The sequence below is a fragment of the Nocardioides sp. SR21 genome (assembly GCF_022761125.1).
Classification (GTDB): Bacteria; Actinomycetota; Actinomycetes; order Propionibacteriales; family Nocardioidaceae; genus Nocardioides.
On sequence record NZ_JAKWJR010000008.1, the window covers coordinates 185,498 to 202,877 of the forward strand.

At 73.9% G+C, this 17,380-nt stretch carries 15 protein-coding genes; 5 read left to right on the forward strand and 10 right to left on the reverse strand.

The genetic code is table 11. The features are described 5' to 3' along the window. Window positions 1-12 precede the first annotated feature (12 nt). Window positions 13-1,485: an MFS transporter gene (locus tag MJ604_RS16840; RefSeq protein ID WP_243059660.1), complete on the reverse strand. Its 1,473-nt coding sequence runs from the start codon at window positions 1,483-1,485 to the stop codon at window positions 13-15. A gap of 121 nt (window positions 1,486-1,606) precedes the next feature. Here MJ604_RS16840 and MJ604_RS16845 point away from each other — a divergent pair, with 121 nt between their 5' ends. Both MJ604_RS16845 and MJ604_RS16850 read left to right on the forward strand, forming a co-directional pair. Continuing rightward, entirely contained in the window at window positions 1,607-2,155 is a 549-nt protein-coding gene (locus tag MJ604_RS16845) for a TetR/AcrR family transcriptional regulator (RefSeq protein ID WP_243059661.1), read from the forward strand. Window positions 2,156-2,282: 127 nt separating this feature from the next. After that, entirely contained in the window at window positions 2,283-2,432 is a 150-nt protein-coding gene (locus MJ604_RS16850; RefSeq protein ID WP_243059662.1) for a hypothetical protein, read from the forward strand. 4 nt (window positions 2,433-2,436) lie between these two features. Here the strand turns inward: MJ604_RS16850 and MJ604_RS16855 are convergent, their stop codons facing one another. Next, window positions 2,437-3,084 carry a response regulator transcription factor gene (locus MJ604_RS16855; RefSeq protein WP_243059663.1) on the reverse strand — a complete coding sequence of 216 codons (648 nt, stop codon included), beginning with the start codon at window positions 3,082-3,084 and terminating at the stop codon, window positions 2,437-2,439. A gap of 14 nt (window positions 3,085-3,098) precedes the next feature. Further along, window positions 3,099-4,187 (reverse strand): MacS family sensor histidine kinase, encoded by a 1,089-nt coding sequence (gene macS, locus MJ604_RS16860; protein ID WP_243059664.1) that lies wholly within the window; start codon window positions 4,185-4,187, stop codon window positions 3,099-3,101. Between the two features lie 83 nt (window positions 4,188-4,270). Between macS and MJ604_RS16865 the strand changes: the two genes are divergently transcribed. Beyond that, a complete protein-coding gene (locus MJ604_RS16865; RefSeq protein WP_243059665.1) occupies window positions 4,271-4,564 on the forward strand; it encodes a YiaA/YiaB family inner membrane protein in 294 nt (97 codons plus the stop codon). A gap of 60 nt (window positions 4,565-4,624) precedes the next feature. Continuing rightward, a complete protein-coding gene (purL, locus tag MJ604_RS16870; RefSeq protein ID WP_243059666.1) occupies window positions 4,625-6,865 on the forward strand; it encodes a phosphoribosylformylglycinamidine synthase subunit PurL in 2,241 nt (746 codons plus the stop codon). Window positions 6,866-6,868: 3 nt separating this feature from the next. Here the strand turns inward: purL and MJ604_RS16875 are convergent, their stop codons facing one another. From MJ604_RS16875 to MJ604_RS16895, 5 genes are all read right to left on the reverse strand, one after another. After that, window positions 6,869-8,500 (reverse strand): hypothetical protein, encoded by a 1,632-nt coding sequence (locus MJ604_RS16875; protein WP_243059667.1) that lies wholly within the window; start codon window positions 8,498-8,500, stop codon window positions 6,869-6,871. Continuing rightward, a complete protein-coding gene (locus MJ604_RS16880) occupies window positions 8,497-10,161 on the reverse strand; it encodes a hypothetical protein (protein WP_243059668.1) in 1,665 nt (554 codons plus the stop codon). Before MJ604_RS16880 ends, MJ604_RS16875 begins: the two co-directional genes overlap by 4 nt. Before the next feature lie 65 nt (window positions 10,162-10,226). Next, window positions 10,227-11,906, reverse strand: a complete 1,680-nt coding sequence (locus MJ604_RS16885; protein WP_243059669.1) for a hypothetical protein — start codon at window positions 11,904-11,906, stop codon at window positions 10,227-10,229. A gap of 58 nt (window positions 11,907-11,964) precedes the next feature. Further along, a complete protein-coding gene (locus tag MJ604_RS16890) occupies window positions 11,965-14,982 on the reverse strand; it encodes a BTAD domain-containing putative transcriptional regulator (RefSeq protein ID WP_243059670.1) in 3,018 nt (1,005 codons plus the stop codon). Window positions 14,983-15,005: 23 nt separating this feature from the next. Then, the gene (locus tag MJ604_RS16895) at window positions 15,006-15,398 is read right to left on the reverse strand and encodes a group 1 truncated hemoglobin (RefSeq protein WP_243059671.1); all 393 of its coding nucleotides are present in this window, start codon (window positions 15,396-15,398) and stop codon (window positions 15,006-15,008) included. 58 nt (window positions 15,399-15,456) lie between these two features. Between MJ604_RS16895 and MJ604_RS16900 the strand changes: the two genes are divergently transcribed. Continuing rightward, window positions 15,457-16,110, forward strand: a complete 654-nt coding sequence (locus tag MJ604_RS16900; RefSeq protein WP_243059672.1) for a S9 family peptidase — start codon at window positions 15,457-15,459, stop codon at window positions 16,108-16,110. A gap of 64 nt (window positions 16,111-16,174) precedes the next feature. Here the strand turns inward: MJ604_RS16900 and MJ604_RS16905 are convergent, their stop codons facing one another. Then, the gene (locus MJ604_RS16905) at window positions 16,175-16,768 is read right to left on the reverse strand and encodes a hypothetical protein (protein WP_243059673.1); all 594 of its coding nucleotides are present in this window, start codon (window positions 16,766-16,768) and stop codon (window positions 16,175-16,177) included. A 12-nt stretch (window positions 16,769-16,780) separates the two neighbouring features. After that, window positions 16,781-17,332 carry a helix-turn-helix domain-containing protein gene (locus tag MJ604_RS16910; protein WP_243059674.1) on the reverse strand — a complete coding sequence of 184 codons (552 nt, stop codon included), beginning with the start codon at window positions 17,330-17,332 and terminating at the stop codon, window positions 16,781-16,783. Window positions 17,333-17,380 lie beyond the last annotated feature (48 nt).

Sequence of the window (17,380 nt, forward strand, 5' to 3'; positions counted from 1 at the left end):
TGGTGCTGGAGGTCAGGCGGCCTCGGCGGCCACCGCCTCCACGAGCTCGTCGGACGGTGCCCCAGTCGCCTGCCCCGGCCGGCCGACGTGGATCAGCGCGGCGGTGACGGCGAGGGCGAGGGCGGCGAAGGTCGCCGAGGTGAGGAACGCGGCGGACATGCCCGGCACGATCTCGCCGGTCACCGCGCCGGCGGCGTACACCGACACGATCACGGCCACGCCGACCGCACCGCCGAGCTGCTGCGTGGTCTGCAGCAGGCCGGAGGCGGAGCCGGCGTGCTCCGGCTCCACGCCGGACAGCGTGATCACCGTGACCGGCATGAAGAGCAGCGCGGACGCGACGCCGGCCAGCGCCATCGGCCCGAAGACCGCCGCCAGGTAGGTGTCGGCCGTGCCGATCGTGCTGAGCCACGCATAGGCGATCGTCAGCGTCGCGCCGCCGACCAGCATCATCCGCCGCGGCCCGAACCGGCCGAGCAGCGCGGGGGTCACCCGCGACGTCGCGAAGATGCTGAGGCTGAACGGCAGGAACGCGATGCCGGCGAGCAGCGGGCCGAATCCGAGCACGCCCTGGACGTACTGCACGACCAGGAAGAACATCGACAGGTTCGCGCCCATCAGCAGGGCCATCACCGCGAGGGCGCCGACCCGGCTGCGGTCACGGACCAGCTTCGGCTGCACCAGTGGGTGCGGGTGCCGCAGCTCGGTGCGGGCCAGCAGGGCGAGCAGCGCGACGCCGACCGCGAACCCCACGAACGTGCGGGCGGTGAGCCAGCCGTGCTCGGGGGTGTTGATCAGCGTCCAGACGAGGGCGACCGCGCCACCGGTGGCGGCCAGCGCGCCGACGACGTCGAAGCGGCCCGAGCGCCGCGGGGTCTCGGTGACGAAGCGCGGAGCGAGCAGGATGACGACGAGACCGATCGGCACGTTGATGAACAGCGTCCAGCGCCAGGAGCCGACGTCCGTCAGCAGTCCGCCGAGGATCAGGCCGATCGACGCACCGCCGGACGAGACGGCGCCGAACAGGGCGAGCGCCCGGTTCCGTGCGGCCTCGTCGGGAGCGCTCGTCGTGAGCAGGGCCAGCACGCTCGGGGCCGCGAGCGCGGCGCCGACGCCCTGGAAGGTGCGGGCCGCGACCAGCTGGCCGGGCGTCTGGGCCAGGCCGCCGAGTGCGGAGCCCAGGGTGAACACGGCCAGGCCGATCTCGAAGACCTTGAGGCGGCCGAAGACGTCGCCGAGCCGGCCGCCGAGGAGCAGCAGGCCGCCGAAGGCGAGCGTGTAGGCGTTGAGGACCCACGACAAGGACGCCGGGCCGAAGCCCAGGTCGGCGTCGATGCGGGGGAGGGCGACGTTCACGACGGTGGCGTCGAGGACGATCATCAGCTGCGCGACCAGGACGATCGCGACTCCGGCGGCTGCGCGGCCGGCGTTCGGCGGGAGCTCGCTGGGAAGCTCTCGCGGGCGAGAGGCGTTCAGGAGGGACATGGGGTGAGGTCCTGTTCTGGCCTGGTGGGCCGAGGTACAGTAGATCCGGAGGATGACTCCGCTTCCCGATGAACGATACGGAGACTGTCTCCGGTTATCAAGTACTTTTCGAGGTGAGTTCGTGCGAGCCGATGCGCAGCGCAACTACGACCGCATCGTCGAGGTCGCGCGTGAGGTGTTCCGCGAGAAGGGGTACGACGCCTCGCTCGACGAGGTGGCCAAGCGGGCCGGGGTCGGCCCGGGCACGCTCTACCGGCACTTCCCGAAGCGCGAGAACCTCATCGACGCGATCCTGCAGTCGTGGGTCGACAAGGTCACCGAGACCGCCGACAAGGCGCTCGCCTTCGAGGGCGGCGACCGCGACCTGCTGCTCAACTGGTTCGAGCGCTACGTCGAGCTGATCAGCCAGCACAAGGGCGGTCCCGCGAAGATCACCTCTGCGATGGGCGACCCCGAGTCGCCGATCATGACCAAGTGCCAGGTGCTCGCCACCGCGAACGCCCGCGTGATCGACCGCCTCCGCGACGACGGCGCGCTTCGCGATCAGGTCGACACCATCCAGGTCTGCCGCCTCGTCGGCGGGATCGCGACGGTGGCGGACCAGAGCGACCTCGACGTCGCCGCCGTACGTCCCCTGCTCGAGGTCGTCGCGGACGGCCTGCTGAAGTAGGTCACCCGCCGGCTCGCTGCCCGACCGGCGAGTCGCAAGGTTTCCTCAACCCGCTGCGCTCTCCTGCCGATCGGGAACACCCTGGCAGCGATCGGCGGCGACGCTGCCGTCATGGGGGGAGATCATCATGAGCGACTCATGGACCGACCAGCCGTTCCTCGGGCTGGTCCCGCACTTCCACGCCGACCCGGCCGAGGGCGGCGCACCGCTCGTCAGCGCCGACGGCCACTGGTGGTGGGACGGCCACCGCTGGCAACGGGTCGCCGAAGCCGTCTGACCGCTCAGTCCTCGTCGAGGCCCAGCTCGATCGCGAAGCGGGTCAGCTCAACGCGGTTGTGCATCTGCAGCTTGCGCAGCGTGTTCTGCACGTGGTTCTGCACGGTGCGGTGCGAGAGCACCAGCCGCTCGGCGATCTGCCGGTACGACAGGCCCTTGGCGACCATCTTCAGCACCTCGGTCTCACGCTCCGTCAGCCCGGTCTCGGGCCGGGCGGGCTCGGGCTCCTCGGAGATCCGCTGGAACTCGCCGAGCACCAGACCGGCCAGGCCCGGCGTGAAGACCGGGTCGCCCTCCGCGGTGCGGCGTACGGCGTCGAGCAGCTCGTCGCGGGACGCGGACTTCACCAGGTAGCCGGTCGCGCCCGCCTTCACCGCCGCCAGCACGTCCGCCTGCTCGCCGGACGCGGACAGGATCAGCACCCGCACCGACGGGTCCTTCGCCACCATCTCGGCGGTGACCTGCACGCCGTCGGGCTCGGGGATCTGCAGGTCGAGGACCACCACCTGCGGGCGGGCCGCCGGGAACCGTGCGAGCGCCTCGCGCCCGTTGGCCGCGACCCCGACCACCTCGTGCCCGGCAGCGGCCAGGTCGCGCTCGACGGCGTCTCGCCACATCGGGTGGTCGTCGACGACCATCACGCGCAGGCTCATGCGGGCACCCTAGGTCACCTCGGGACGACGAACTCCCACTCGGTCCCGAAGGATCCCGTGGTCAGCTCGGCCGTGCCGCCGAGGTCGGTGATCCTGCCCCGGATCGACTCCGCGACGCCGAGCCGGCCCTGCGCCGCGGCCTCCTCGAGCCGGCCGGCCGCGATGCCCGGCCCCTCGTCGCGCACGGTCAGCTCGACGCGGTCCGGGAACGCCTGCAGCAGCACCCAGGCGGGAGCGTCCTCGCCGACGTGCGCGCGGATGTTGTCGAGGCAGGCGCCGGCGACGGCCACCAGCTCCTGCGCGGTCGCGGCCGGCAGCTCGACCGGGGTCGCCGGTGTCGAGACGGTGACGCCCGTACGCCGCTCGAGCGAGGTCAGCTCGGCCACCAGGTCGACGGCGCCCTCCGCCACCGGCGCCAGCGTGTCCTGGGCGCGGATCAGCGCGCGGAGCCGGCGCTCCTGCTCGCCCGCCAGCTGACCCAGGTCGCCGCCGCGCCGCTGGACCAGGGCGAGCACCTGGAGCACGCCGTCGTGGACCGCGCGGGCCAGCCGGGTCCGCTCGTCGGCCACCGCCGCTGCCCGCTCGGCCACCTCGCGCTCGGTGGCCATCCGCTCGAGCGACCCGCACATGAAGCCGACGACGGTGCCGCCCAGCACCAGCAGGAACGCGTTGTCGTAGTCGGACCAGTCGATGTCCTGGCGCAGCAGGTCGGCGGCCGCGAGCAGGGCGCCGGCCGCCAGTCCGCCGACCCAGCGGTAGTGGATCGCCCACGCGAACAGCGCGCCCATCACCCAGAAGCCCGGGAGGCTGGCGGTCACGTCGTCGCCCTGCACCGCCGGCGTCAGGAGCAGCAGCCCCGCCGCGAGCGCCAGGTCCGCGACCAGCAGGGGGAGCGTGCGGCGCCGGCGCTCGTCGTACGCCCAGGTGGCGAAGCCGGTCCACAGCACCATCGCGACCACCGCCGCGGCGGTCAGGCCGGGCCGGTCGAAGTCGTCGCGCCGCCAGATCGTCACGGCGACCGCGTTCACGAGCACGACGGCCCGCAGCACCGCGAGCGCTCGGAACAGCCGGTCCTCGACGGCGACCGCGGCAGGAGAGCTCACGGGCGCAGTGTCGCAGGACCTCGGCCCACACCCGAGTATCCGTACCGATGCTCGTGGGTACCTCGCGCGCCGAGACTCGGGGCATGGACAAGCCCACGCCCGCCGCCAAGACCACCACCGCCTTCTACGCCCAGTCGGCCGCCGCCTTCGCGATCTCGCTCATGACGATGCTGATCGCCATCTACTACCTCCCCTACGAGCCGTGGCCCAAGGCCTTCCTCGCGCTCGGGACCCTCTTCCTCGTCACCTCCTCCTTCTCGCTCGCCAAGTGCGTGCGCGACGCCCAGGAGAACCAGTACGTCGTCTCCCGCCTCGACCAGGCCCGCGTCGACCGGATCCTCGCCGAGCACGACCCCTGGAAGGACACCGCCGCCTGAGCCGGCCACCCCTCGACCGCGATGTCGGCCGCACCGCCTGCCGCCGGTAGATTTGGCGCCGTGCTGGACACCGTCGCCGTCGCCGCCCAGGATCCCGACCACGAGCAGCCCTGGGCCGACCTCGGCCTCAAGGCCGACGAGTACCAGCGGATCCGCGAGATCCTCGGCCGCCGGCCCACCAGCTCCGAGCTCGCGATGTACTCCGTGATGTGGAGCGAGCACTGCTCGTACAAGAGCTCCAAGGTCCACCTCAAGCAGTTCTCCGAGATCCCGCAGGAGACCCCGGTCGGCAAGATGCTCGCCGGCATCGGCGAGAACGCCGGCGTCATCGACATCGGCCAGGGGTACGCCGTCACCTTCAAGGTCGAGTCGCACAACCACCCGTCGTACGTCGAGCCCTACCAGGGCGCCGCGACCGGCGTCGGCGGCATCGTCCGCGACATCCTCGCGATGGGCGCCCGCCCGGTCGCGGTCATGGACCCGCTCCGCTTCGGCCCGCTCGACGCCGACGACACCCACCGGGTGCTGCCCGGGATCGTGGCCGGCGTCGGCGGCTACGGCAACTGCCTCGGCCTGCCGAACATCGGCGGCGAGGCCGTCTTCGACGAGACCTACCTCGGCAACCCGCTCGTCAACGCGCTCTGCGTCGGCGTCCTGCGGCACGAGGACCTCCACCTCGCCAAGGCCTCCGGCGTCGGCAACCAGGTGATCCTGTACGGCGCCCGCACCGGCGGCGACGGCATCGGAGGTGTCTCGGTGCTGGCCTCCGAGACGTTCGACGCCGACGGCCCGGCCAAGCGGCCGAGCGTCCAGGTCGGCGACCCGTTCATGGAGAAGCTCCTCATCGAGTGCACGCTCGAGATCTTCGCGGCCGGCCTGGTCGCGGGCATCCAGGACCTCGGCGGCGCGGGTCTGTCCTGCGCCACCTCCGAGCTCGCGTCCGCCGGCGACGGCGGCATGCACGTCGAGCTCGACCGGGTGCCGCTGCGCGACTCCACGCTCGCTCCCGAGGAGATCCTCATGAGCGAGTCGCAGGAGCGGATGATGGCGGTCGTCGAGCCCGGCGACGTCGAGGCGTTCATGACGATCTGCGCCAAGTGGGACGTCGAGGCCGTCGTGATCGGCGAGGTCACCGACACCGGCCGGCTCGAGATCGACTGGCACGGCGACCGCGTCGTCGACGTCCCGCCGCGGTCGGTCGCGCACGACGGGCCGACGTACAACCGCCCGTTCGCCCGCCCGGACTGGCAGGACGACCTGCAGGCCGACGCGGCCGAGGCGCTGGCGCGACCGAGCACCGGCGACGAGCTGCGCTCGACGCTGCTGACGCTCGTCGCGAGCCCGAACCTCTGCGACAAGTCGTGGATCACCGACCAGTACGACCGCTACGTGCGCGGCAACACCGTGCTGGCGCAGCCGTCGGACAGCGGCATGATCCGCGTCGACGAGGAGACCAACCTCGGCGTCGCCGTCTCGACCGACTGCAACGGCCGCTACGCGAAGCTCGACCCGTACGCCGGCGCGCAGCTCGCGCTCGCCGAGTCCTACCGCAACGTCGCGACCGGCGGCGCCACCCCGCTGGCGATCTCCGACTGCCTGAACTTCGGCTCGCCCGAGGACCCGGCGGTCATGTGGCAGTTCGCCGAGGCCTGCCGCGGGCTCAAGGACGGGTGCGTCGAGCTCGGCATCCCGGTGACCGGCGGCAACGTGAGCCTCTACAACCAGACCGGCGAGACCGCGATCCTGCCGACCCCGGTGGTCGCGGTGCTCGGCGTGATCGAGGACGTCACCCGGCGTACGCCGTCGGCCTGGTCGGCCGCCGGCGAGCGGGTGTTCCTCATCGGCGAGACCCGAGAGGAGCTGTCCGGCTCCGAGTGGGCGCACGTCGTGCACCAGCACCTCGGTGGGCTGCCGCCGAAGGTCGACCTCGAGGCCGAGAGGACGCTGGCCGAGCTGCTGCGCGACGCGGTCGGCCTGGTCACCTCGGCGCACGACCTCTCCGAGGGCGGCCTGGCGCAGGCGCTCGCCGAGGGCGCGCTGCGCCACGGCGTCGGCGTCTCGGTGTCGGTCGACGACGACGCGTTCGTGGCGCTGTTCAGCGAGTCCACCGGGCGGGTGCTGGTCACCGTGGCCGACGGCGACGCCGAGCGCCTGGTCGAGCTGGTGCAGGGACACGGCGTGCCTCTCACCGCGCTGGGCGTGACCGGCGGCGACGCGCTCGCCGTCGACGGCCAGTTCGACATCCCGCTCGACGAGCTGCGGTCGGCCTGGCAGGACACCCTGCCGACCGCGCTCGCCTGACGGCTACCTGACGACGAACCCCTTCGACGCCGTCGGGCCGTAGCGACCGGGCAGGTCCGTCGCCCGGACCTTCACGGTGTGCTTGCCGGCGCTGAGCCTCGGCGTGGTGAACCTGCCGTTCGTGCAGGCCTTCCAGGGCTTGCCGTCCACGCGGCACTGCGTGCGGGCGCCGGTCACGTCGGTCTGGAACACGAAGGTCGGGGTGCGGTCCGACGCCTTGCCGGTGCGGGCCAGGCCGGTCACGGCCGGACGGGAGTCGAGCCACCGCACGCCGCCCGAGTACAAGCTCTTCGTGCCTGCCGAGCTCTCCTCGAAGCCGGCGACCACGAGCCGGCCGTCGCGACCGAGTGCGGACGCGTAGCCGCGCTGGTTGCCGAGGCCACCCACGGGGATCGCCCACCGGAGGACGTCGCCGGTGCGGTCGACCTCGGCGACGTACACGTCGCCGGCCATGGCGAGGCCGGAGGCATGGGCCGTCGGTGCGTCGGTCGCGTAGGTGAACCCGGCGACGAACGCGTTGCCGTGCTCGTCCACGCTGACCGAGTGCAGCTGGGTGACACCGGTGGTGCCGCCGAGGACGGTCGAGCGGCGCAGGGTGTCGCCGGCCGGGCTGATCGCCAGGGCGAATCCGGCCTCGTAGTCGCTGGCAGGTCGCGGGATGTCGCTGGTCCTCGGGAACGTCATGCTCCGGGTCCGACCGACGACCACGGCGTTGCCGGCCGGGTCGAGCGCCACGTCGTACGGCGTGTCGGTGCCGCCGCCACCGAACAGCGACGCCCAGGAGACCGCGCCGCTGCGGGTCATCCGGGCCGCCCATGCGTCGGCCATGCCCTGGTAGGCGTTGACGCCGCCGAGGCCGGCGCCGACGGTCGGGAAGTCGGCGCTGGAGGTCTCACCGACGACGACGGCGCCACCGCGCGGCAGGCCGACGACCGCCATGCCCTGGTCGAGGCTCGTGCCGCCCAGGACCCGGGTGACCGGACGGGTGGTGAGGTCGGGACCGAACGCTGCGACGAACGCGTCGCCGTCGCCGCCGAGCGCCGGGCCGTCGGTGACCGGCAGGTCGGGGGAGTCGGTGCGGCCGGTGAGCCACAGCCAGCCCTTGCCGTCGATGGCCAGGCCCTCGGCGGAGTCGGGGTTGACGCCCCCGACGATCGTCGAGGTGACGACCGACGACAGGTCCGGCTTCAGCACGGTCACGAAGGCGTCGGCGTTGCCCTTGCGGCCGGTGCCCGCGGTCCCGGCGGTGGTCGGGAAGTCGTCGGAGTAGGTCTGGCCGGCCACGACGACCCTGCCGTCCGCCCGGACCGCCACGGACGTCCCACCGTCCGCGGCCGAGCCGCCCAGGAATCGCGAGTCGCGCACCGAGCCGTTGGGACGGACGGCGACGACGAACGCGTCGTCGCCGAGGCCACTCCCGTCGTGCTCGAGCGACTCGTCGTTCAGCGCGGTGCCGACGACGTACACGGTGCCGTCGCGGGCGACCGCCACGTCGGCGACCGCCGCGGGGACCAGGCGCGTCTCGCTGACGCTGATCGGGCTGCCGGGTTCGGCGGCGGTCGCCGACACCGGCAGGGAGGTGACGGCGGTCAGGACGGCGGCCGCGACGACAGTGGCGCGGGTGCGGTGGTTCATCGGTGTGCTCCTCGGGTGATACGGAAGGACTTCTGGGAGGTCTGTGCGGTGCGGCCGGGGCCCGTGAGGGCGCGCACCCGCACGATGTGCTTGCCGGGCGTGAGCCGGCTGGTCGTGAACCCCATGCCGATGCAGGCGCGCCACGAGCCGGAGTCGACCTGGCACTGCGTGCGGGTGCCGTCCAGGTCGACCTCGAACTGGAACGTCGGCGTCCGGTCCCTCGTGCGCCGCGGACCCTGCACCTCACTCACGTGGGCGGCCTCGGCCAGGTGACCGACGATGATCGCGGCACCGAACCCGGGCAGGTCGTCGATCGTGGGGAAGGTCGTGCTGGTGGTGCTCGCGAAGACGTCGACCCCGGTGCTGTCGAGGCGGAGGCCGTCCACGCTGTCGGCGCTGGTGCCTCCGAGGTACGTCGAGAACACCAGGTCCCCGTCTGAGGCGAACTTCACGACGAAGCCCTCCCAGCCGCCGCCGGCGCCGGACTGCACGTGGTGCAGCTGCTGTCCGTTCGTGGCTGCGGACATGCCGGCGACGTACGTCGCGCCCCACGCGTCGCTCACGATCGCGCGCGGCTGCATCGGGCCGCTGCCTCCGTAGTACGTGCCCCACGTGATCTCGTCGCCGGACGGGGCGATCTCCAGGAGGTACGCCGCGCCGTTCGGGCCGGGCGTCGCCTGGACGGGGAACCCGGCCAGGGTCAGGTCGGTGCTGTGCGTGTGGCCCGCCAGGAGCAGGGCGCCGTCGGGCCGGAACGAGATCGCGTTCGGCGGGTCGGACTCGACCCCACCGATCATCGTGACCTTCTCGAGGACCGGCGCCGCGCTGTTCCCCTTCCAGCGCAGCAGCGCGGGGCGGTCGGTGTTGGACGGACCGAGCTCGGTCACGGGGGCCGAGGGGTCCGTGCCGGTCACGAAGCCGGACGTGACGACGTCACCGTCCGGTGCCACGGCGATCCGGCCGAGGTAGTCGTCGTACTGACCGCCGACGACCTCGGACCAGTGCAGCGTGCCCTGGGGAGTGAGCACGGTCAGAGTGGCGTCGCCGTCACCGACGATCGGTCCGCCGCCGGGGAAGTCGGTCGACCGGGTGGTGCCGGCCAGCCAGATCCGGTTCTTCGGTCCGACCGCGACGTCCCACAGGAGGTCCCGGGTCGCGCCGCCCACCAGCGTCGACCAGTCGACCGCCCCGGTGCCGGCGTCCAGACGGACGACGAAGCCGTCGATGCCGGCCGCGGTGGACCGCAGCGCACCGGGTGTCGTGGGGAAGTCCGTCGAGGTCGTGTTCCCGGTGATCACCACGTGGCCGTCCTTGCCGACCGCGATGCCCTGCACCTCGTCGGAGCCGGTTCCCCCGATGGTGGTCGCCCACGCGAACGACGTCTGCCCGGCGGGGATCTTCGCGACGACCGCGTCGCCGCCGCCCTGGAAGCTGCCCTCCTCGTCCCAGTAGAAGTCGCTCCCCTCGAGGTCGATCGCGAGGTACGTCGCGCCGTCGGGCCCGGTGGCGGTGTCGGTCACGGAGTGGCTGGCCTGGCTGTAGAAGGCCTCGGCCGTGAAGGCGATCGGCTCCGGGACCACCGCCTGGGCGGGTGTGGTGGTGAGGGCGGATGCGATCAGGGTGGTGGCCGCGACGACGGTGGCGCGGAGGGATCGGGACACGGGGTGCTCCTGGTGGTCGGTCTGGTGGTGTGAGAAGAGTCGGGCCGTGGGCTTGCAAGGTCCTTTCAGGACGCCGACCCCGTCACGCGGAAGGACCGCTTGGCGATCGGGGCGACGCGGTGCGGGCCGCTGAGCGCGCGGACCCGCAGCACGTGCTTGCCGGGCGCCAGCTCGGTGCTCGTGAACCGCGTGGCGTCGACGCGCTTGCCGCAGGGCTTCCAGGCAGCGCGGTCGACCTTGCACTGGGTGTGCGCGGCGACCAGGTCGACCTCGAAGCGGAAGGTCGGCGTGCGGTCCTTCGGGCGCGCCGCGCCCTTCAGGCCGGTCACGCGGGCGACCTCGGCGAGGTGGCCGATGACGCCGTCACCGGCGCCGGAGACGGTGCCGAGGCCCGCGAAGTCGGGACCCTGCGCACCGCCGGCGAACCGCACACCGGTGCGGTCGAGGGCCAGCGCCCCGACGGTGTCGGTGTCGGGCCCGCCCAGGTAGGTCGAGAACACCAGGCGCCCGTCGGCCGCGATCTTCGCGACGAACCCGTCCGTCTTGCCGGCGTTGCCCTCCTGCACCGCGTGGACCTGCTGGCCGGCCGTGCCGGCCGACATGCCCGAGACGTAGGTCGCGCCCCAGGCGTCGGTGCGGATCGCCATCGGGTAGATCCAGGGGCTCGAGCCGCCGTAGTAGGTGGACCAGACGATCGCCTGGCCGGTCCGGTCGAGCTTCACGAGGTAGGCGCTGTCGTCGGCGCCGAGCTGGTCCTGGAACGCGTGGACCAGCGGCATCCCGCCGGTCCCGGTGTAGCCCGCGATCACGAGCGAGCCGGTGGGGCCGACCGCCATGGTGCCGACGTGGTCCGGCCCCTGCCCGCCGACGAACGTGGCGCGCTCGAGCACCGGGCTCGGACCGCCCATCGAGAAGCGGAGCACCGCGGCGTCGTCGCCGTCGGTGTCGCCGAGGGTGGTGCTCGGCTTCGCGGTCGTCCAGCCGGGCATGTCGCCGAGCGCGTAGAGGTCGCCGGCGGCGTCGAAGCCGAGAGACGCGAACACGTCCCACGACCCACCGCCGTACATCGTCGAGTAGCGCAGCGTGCCGTTCGGGTTGAAGCCGGTCAGCACCGCCTCGGCGGCGCCCTGGAACGCGCCGTCGGCCAGCTGCGACACCGGGTAGTCGTCCGACTGGGTGTCGCCGACGGTCCAGATCCGGTTGTCGGCGTCGATCGCCACGTCGAGCAGCTCCTCGACCTGGCTGCCGCCGATCAGCGTCGACCAGTCGATGTCGCCGGTCGTGCCGTCGAGGCGGACGACGTACCCGTCGTCGACGGTGTTGGCCGACTTGTACGCTCCGGGCGTCGTCGGGAAGTCCATCGAGCTGGTCGAGCCGACGATCGCGACATGGCCGTCCGGTCCGAGCGCGATGGCCCGGACCTCCTCGTTGTCGGAGCCGCCGATCGTGGTCGCCCACACGACGTCCGTCCCGTTCGGCGCCAGCTTGGCCACGACCACGTCCCAGCCGCCCTGGTGGCCGCCGGGGTCGTGGGCGAAGTCGCCGCCGACGAGCGACATCGCGACGTACGTCGACCCGTCGGCTCCGGTCACGGCATCGGCGACGCCCTCGTTGGCCGACCCGCCGAGCAGGTGGCCGCTGAGGGCCACCGGCTCGGGCTTGGCCGCGTGGGCGGGCGCCAGGGTCAGGAGGCCGACGGTCAGGGCGGTGGCCGCGACGACAGTGGCGCGGAGGGATCGAGACATCGTGGACTGCTCCTCGGTAGGGGTGCTTCGGTACCGAGGAGCGTGGTGGCGCAGGCTTTCAGGGCTCTTGCAGGATCCTGACCGGTCCGCCCGCAGCGAGCGTCGCGCGGGCGGCGACGTCGTCGAGGCGTGCCCGCCACGAGTAGTCCGGCGCCCCGGGGCGTACGGCGGCGACGCGGGCCAGGGCCTCGGTCGGGTACCCGCACTCGAGCTCGGCCTCCGCCGCGAGGGTGGCGACCACGACGTCGAGCACCACGATGCCGACCGCCGACCAGCGGTGGGTGGCGGCGCGGAGCGCGACCAGCGACTCCTGGCGGCCGGCGGGGTCGATCGGGATGCGCGTCCGGCGTACGTCCGCCCAGCCGAGCACCGTCTCGGCGAGCACGACGACGAGGTCGAGCCCGCGCTCGAGACCCCGGACCCGAGCGTCCTCGGCGTACCGCGCGGCGGCTTCGTGGTCGCCGCGGGCGGCGGCGAGCAGGGCGACGGAGATCGTGGCGCTCAGGCCCTCGGCCACCGGCAACCGCGCCGCACGGGCGATGGTGTCCTCGGCCGTGACCAGCGAGCGCTCCGGCTGGCGCAGGTGCAGCAGCGAGTGGGCGAGCGAGCCCGCCGCGATCGTGGTGATGTCGGCCCACGACGGCCCCTGCGCCAGGCCGCTGCCGAGCAGGTCGAGCGCGCCGGTCAGGTGCCGGTGCGCGACCTCCGGCCGGTCCCGTCCGCTGACGACCAGGCCGAGCGAGACGCGGGCGAGCACCTCGCCCTCGTGGCCGGCGCCGGGCTCGGAGCGCAGCAGCGGCTCGATCTCGGCGTCGATGCGGTCCAGGTCGGCGAGCGCGAGCAGGATCGCGACCCGGCGGAACAGCAGGTCGACGGTCTCCTGGTCCGGCGCCCGCCGGCGGCACAGCTCGACGATGTCGGCGACGTACGGGCCGACCTCGGCGGCGGCCCAGCCGTGCAGCACCGCCGCGCGCGTGGCCTCGCGGCGCAGCACCGCGAGCCGGGCGACGTCGGCCGCCTCGCCGGGCGGCAGCTGGGCGGCGAGCTCGCGGGCCTGGGCGAGCCAGGCGTCGGCCTGCCGCGAGGCGCGGTCGGTGATCGTGCGGTCGGCGGCCTCGAGCAGCACGGGTACGGCGACCTCGGCGCCGACGTTGTCGACCGCCTCGAGCAGGTGCCCGGCGAGCCGCTCCGGGTCATGGACGCCCGCGGCGACCAGCGCCCGGGCGATCTCGCCGTGCCAACGGGACCGGGCGCGCGGGCGGAGCTCGGCGTACGCCACGTCGCGGACCAGCGCGTGCGGGAACCGGAGCACCGGACGACTGCCGCCGTCCTCGACGAGCACCCCCGCGGCCGCGGTCTCGAGCAGCGCGTCGTCGAAGGCGTCGGGGTCCTGCGCGGTCACGGCGGCGACCACGGCGAGCGGCGCCTCGCGGCCGGCGACGGCGGCGACGTCGACCACGGCACGCGCCTCGGGGGAGAGCGTCTGGAGCCGGGCGAGCAGCAGGTCGCGGACGCTCGCGGGGACCTCCGGCGGCACGTCGGTGTCCTCCGGCGCCTGGTCGAGCAGCCGAGCGAGCTCGACGAGGAACAGCGGGTTGCCGTCGGCGCGCTCGGCCACGGCCGCGCAGGTCTCCTCCGCGCGATCGCGGGTCAGCAGCGACCGCACCAGCTCGGCCGCGTCGGCGTCGGGCAGCGGCGCGAGGTCGACCCGGCGCGCGTGCGGCAGCCGGGCCAGCTTCGCGGCGATCTCGGTCCACTCGGGCTCGGCCTCGGGGCGGCGGGTCACGACCACCATCAGCGGCCGGTCCCCGCACTCCGGGGCCAGCGCCGAGAGCACCGCGAGCGTCGCGGCGTCGGCCCAGGTGACGTCCTCCAGCACGACCAGCAGCGGCTGCGCGTCGGCGGTGGTGAGCAGCTCGTCGACCCAGGCGCGGACGGTACGGCGCCGCTCGGCCGCGCCGGCGTCGAGGTCGGCGCCGGTGCCGATGTCGCGGGAGCGCAGCGCGCGCCGGGCGGGGGAGTCGGGCAGCGTCGCGAGCGCGTCGTGCCAGGGCTCGAGCGCACCTGCGGTCGCGTCCTCGGGCGTGGTGCCCCAGGCGACCAGCATCCCGTCGGCCGCGCACCGGTCGGCGAGCTCGCGGACCAGCCGGGTCTTGCCGATCCCGGCCTCGCCCACCAGGCCGACCACCGCGCCGTGGCCCCGGCGGGCAGCGGCGGCGGACTCCAGGAGGTCGGCGAGCTCGGCCTCCCGGCCCACGAGCGACGTCCGGGCGGGCTGCTGGACGGCCGTCGGCTCCGCCGGCCCGGCCAGCGCGGGGTCGTGCCGGAGCAGCTGGCCGTGGAGGTGGCGCAGGTCCGGCGCCGGGTCGACGCCGAGCTCGTCGGCGAGCCGCTCGCGCAGCCGGTCGTAGCAGGCCAGCGCCTCGGCCTGCCGGCCCGCGCGGTAGAGCGCGAGCATCAGCGTGCCGTGCACCCGCTCGCGCAGCGGCTGCTCGGCGGCCAGCGCCGCCGCCTCGGTCGCTGCGGCCGCGGTCTCGCCGCACGCGAGGAGCAGGTCCAGGCGCAGCTCGCGCGCGGTCAGCACCCGCTCGTCGAGCCGGGTGGCCTCGGTGCGAGCGGTGTCGCCGAGTCGATCAGCGACGTCGGCGAGCGCCGGCCCGCGGACCAGGCCGAGCGCCTCGTCGACCAGGGCCAGCGCCGCGCGCGGGTCGCGCGCGGCGCGCTCGGACGCGGATGTCAGCAGCCGCTCGAGGACCTGGGTGTCCACGGCGTCGCCGGGCAGGTCGAGCAGGTACCCCGGCGCCCGGCGTACGACGACCGGGTCGGCGCCGTCGGTCTCGAGGACGCGACGCAGCCGGGAGACGTACACCTGGAGGGTGGACACGGCGGTGTCGCTGGCCGCGTCGCCCCACAGCTCGGCCACCAGCCGCTCGGTCGAGACCACCCGGCCCGCCTCGAGCGCGAGCAGCGCGAACAGTCCCCGTTGCTTGGGGGATCCGAGATCGACCGGGTGACCGCGGAGATCCGCTTCGACCGGGCCCAGAAGGCGCGCGCCGACCGGTGCGGGTCGCGGCATCGGCACCTCGCTGTCGTCGGCGGTCAGGCGTTCCCGAGGTCTCGGCCGACGGTCCCGATCGGGGTGACGACCTGGTCGCGCAGGGCGGCCAGGCGGACCACCACCTCGTCGGTGACATCGGGTTCGCAGCCGAGCGCGCCCAGCGTATCGACAAGGTGGCTCACCGTGCGGTCGAACATGTCGTCGGTGATGTGAACCGATGCGTGCGCGGTCCGCAGGTCGCGGCCGTCGTACTCGACCTCGCCGCCCAGCGACCCCGCCAGGAACGCCTGCATGTGGCCGCGCAGCCGGCGCAGGTCCACGTCGACGAACGCGCCCGCCACGACGGGGTCCGTCAGCATCCGGTCGTAGAGGCGCCGGACCGCTTCCGCGACGACGTCGCGGCCCCCCACGGCGGCGTACAGACTCTGGTCCATGGCGTGATCATGCCTGCTGGCCTTGCAGGATCCTTGCAGGGTCGGCCACGCTGGCGCGGTGCGACGGATCCACTACGGCGACCACCCGTCGCAGTTCGGTCTCCTCGCCCGGGCTCCGGGCGAGGTCCGCGGCGTCGTGGTGCTGGTGCACGGCGGGTTCTGGAAGCCGGAGTACGGCGTCGAGTACGCGCTGCCGCTGGTCGACTCGCTCGTCGAGCGTGGCTGGACGACGTGGGTCGTCGAGTACCGCCGCGGCTCCGGCGCCGCCGACACGCTCGCCGACGTGCGGGCGGCGATCGACGCCGCGCCAGGGGGCCCGCTCGTCGTGGGGATCGGCCACTCGGCCGGCGGCCACCTCGCCACCTGGGCCGCCGCGGGCGGCGGGCTGACCCACGTGGTGTCGCAGGCCGGTGTGCTCGACCTGCGCACCGCCCATGCGGCTGGGCTCGGCGGCGGTGCGGTGGAGCGGTTCCTCGGTCACCCGCCCGGCGACGCGGACGATGCCGTCGACCCGATCCGGATGCTGCCGATCGGCGTACCGGTCTGGTGCGTGCACGGCCGCGACGACGACATCGTGCCGATCGGGCAGTCCCAGGCGTACGTCGCCGCCGGGGACGCGACCCTGGTCGAGGTGGCCGGCGACCACTTCGCGGTCGTCGACCCGGACTCCGAGGCGTGGGCGGCGACGCTGGCGATCCTCGACTCGCTCTAGCGCTCGGTGACCTGCGGGCCGCCTGTGTCCGGGTGCGCCGGACGAGCTGCCGTCCGGGCCAGCCCTAGAAGCGCTCGGCGAGCCGCTCGGCCGCGATCCGGACCAGCTCCGGGTCGGTGGTGGCCAGCTGCTCCGGCGCCTGGCCGAGGGTGAGGGCGGCCGGCTGCGTCAGCCAGACCCACGCGCGCCAGGGATCCATCCGGCCCGCGAGCAGCGGGGCGAGGACCGGCGCGAGCTCGGGTCGCAGCTCGCCGTCGGCGCCGAGCTGGAAGGCGGGGACGATGCTCCGCTCCTCGAGGGGCACGACGAGCAGCCGGTGCTCCGAGGCCGCCTTGTGCACCGCGAAGCGGGTCGCCTCGGTCGACGCGCCGCGCACCTCGGCGAGGGTCTCGTAGGTGTGCCAAGGACTGGCCTGCAGCTCGGTCCGCAGTCGCGCCTGGCGGGCCAGCACGACCAGGCCGACCGGGACGGCGTGCTCGGGGTCGTCGCCCACGGAGTGCAGGAGGGTGTCGAGCTCCTCGAGCCGGTCCGGCTCGGACCAGACGGCGTGCCCGTCGGCGTCGCGGGTGAACGTCGGCAGCCCCGCCTCGGCGAGCTGGTCGGCGAGGCCGAGTCCGTCGAGCCAGGAGGCGAGCCGGTCGCCGTCGTACTGCGTCACGGCCCGATTCTCTCAGCGCACGTGCATCCGCTCCCCCTGGGGCCCGAACAGCGCGAGCACCTCGCAGGGGACCGCGCCGGTGTTGCCGAGCCAGTGCGGCACGCGGGTGTCGAACTCGACGGTCTCGCCCGGCCCGAGGTCGAGGTCCCGGTCGCCGAGGACCAGCCGGAGCCGGCCGGACAGCACGTGGGTCCACTCGTAGCCCTCGTGGGTCGAGAGCGTCGGCAGGTCGTCGGGTCTCGACGGGAACACGATCTTGTAGGCCTGGATCCCGCCGGGGCGGCGGGTGAGGGGGAGGTAGGTGCGACCGTGCCGCCGGATCGGGCGCATCTGGACCCGCGGGTCCCCGGTCGCGGGCGCGTCGACGAGCTCGTCGAGCGAGACCTGGTGCGCCCGGGCGAGCGGCAGCAGCTGCTCGAGCGTCGGGCGGCGCTGGCCGGACTCGAGCCGCGACAGGGTGCTGACGGAGATGCCGGTCTCGTCGGCGAGGTCGCGCAGGGTGACGCCGCGCTCCTGCCGCAGCGCGCGGAGCCGCGGGCCTACCTGGGCGAGCTCGTCGGTCATGGGTCGAGTTTGCCAGATCAGCAACGGATGTTGTCGATCGGCGACAAG

Excerpts from the sequence above, each read along its gene's own strand:
- MJ604_RS16885 (WP_243059669.1), bottom strand. The coding sequence starts at position 11,906 with ATGTCTCGATCCCTCCGCGCCACTGTCGTCGCGGCCACCGCCCTGACC.
- MJ604_RS16910 (WP_243059674.1), bottom strand. The coding sequence starts at position 17,332 with ATGACCGACGAGCTCGCCCAGGTAGGCCCGCGGCTCCGCGCGCTGCGG.
- MJ604_RS16865 (WP_243059665.1), top strand. The coding sequence starts at position 4,271 with ATGGACAAGCCCACGCCCGCCGCCAAGACCACCACCGCCTTCTACGCC.
- MJ604_RS16890 (WP_243059670.1), bottom strand. The coding sequence starts at position 14,982 with ATGCCGCGACCCGCACCGGTCGGCGCGCGCCTTCTGGGCCCGGTCGAA.
- MJ604_RS16855 (WP_243059663.1), bottom strand. The coding sequence starts at position 3,084 with ATGAGCCTGCGCGTGATGGTCGTCGACGACCACCCGATGTGGCGAGAC.
- MJ604_RS16895 (WP_243059671.1), bottom strand. The coding sequence starts at position 15,398 with ATGGACCAGAGTCTGTACGCCGCCGTGGGGGGCCGCGACGTCGTCGCG.
- MJ604_RS16840 (WP_243059660.1), bottom strand. The coding sequence starts at position 1,485 with ATGTCCCTCCTGAACGCCTCTCGCCCGCGAGAGCTTCCCAGCGAGCTC.
- MJ604_RS16850 (WP_243059662.1), top strand. The coding sequence starts at position 2,283 with ATGAGCGACTCATGGACCGACCAGCCGTTCCTCGGGCTGGTCCCGCAC.
- MJ604_RS16875 (WP_243059667.1), bottom strand. The coding sequence starts at position 8,500 with ATGAACCACCGCACCCGCGCCACTGTCGTCGCGGCCGCCGTCCTGACC.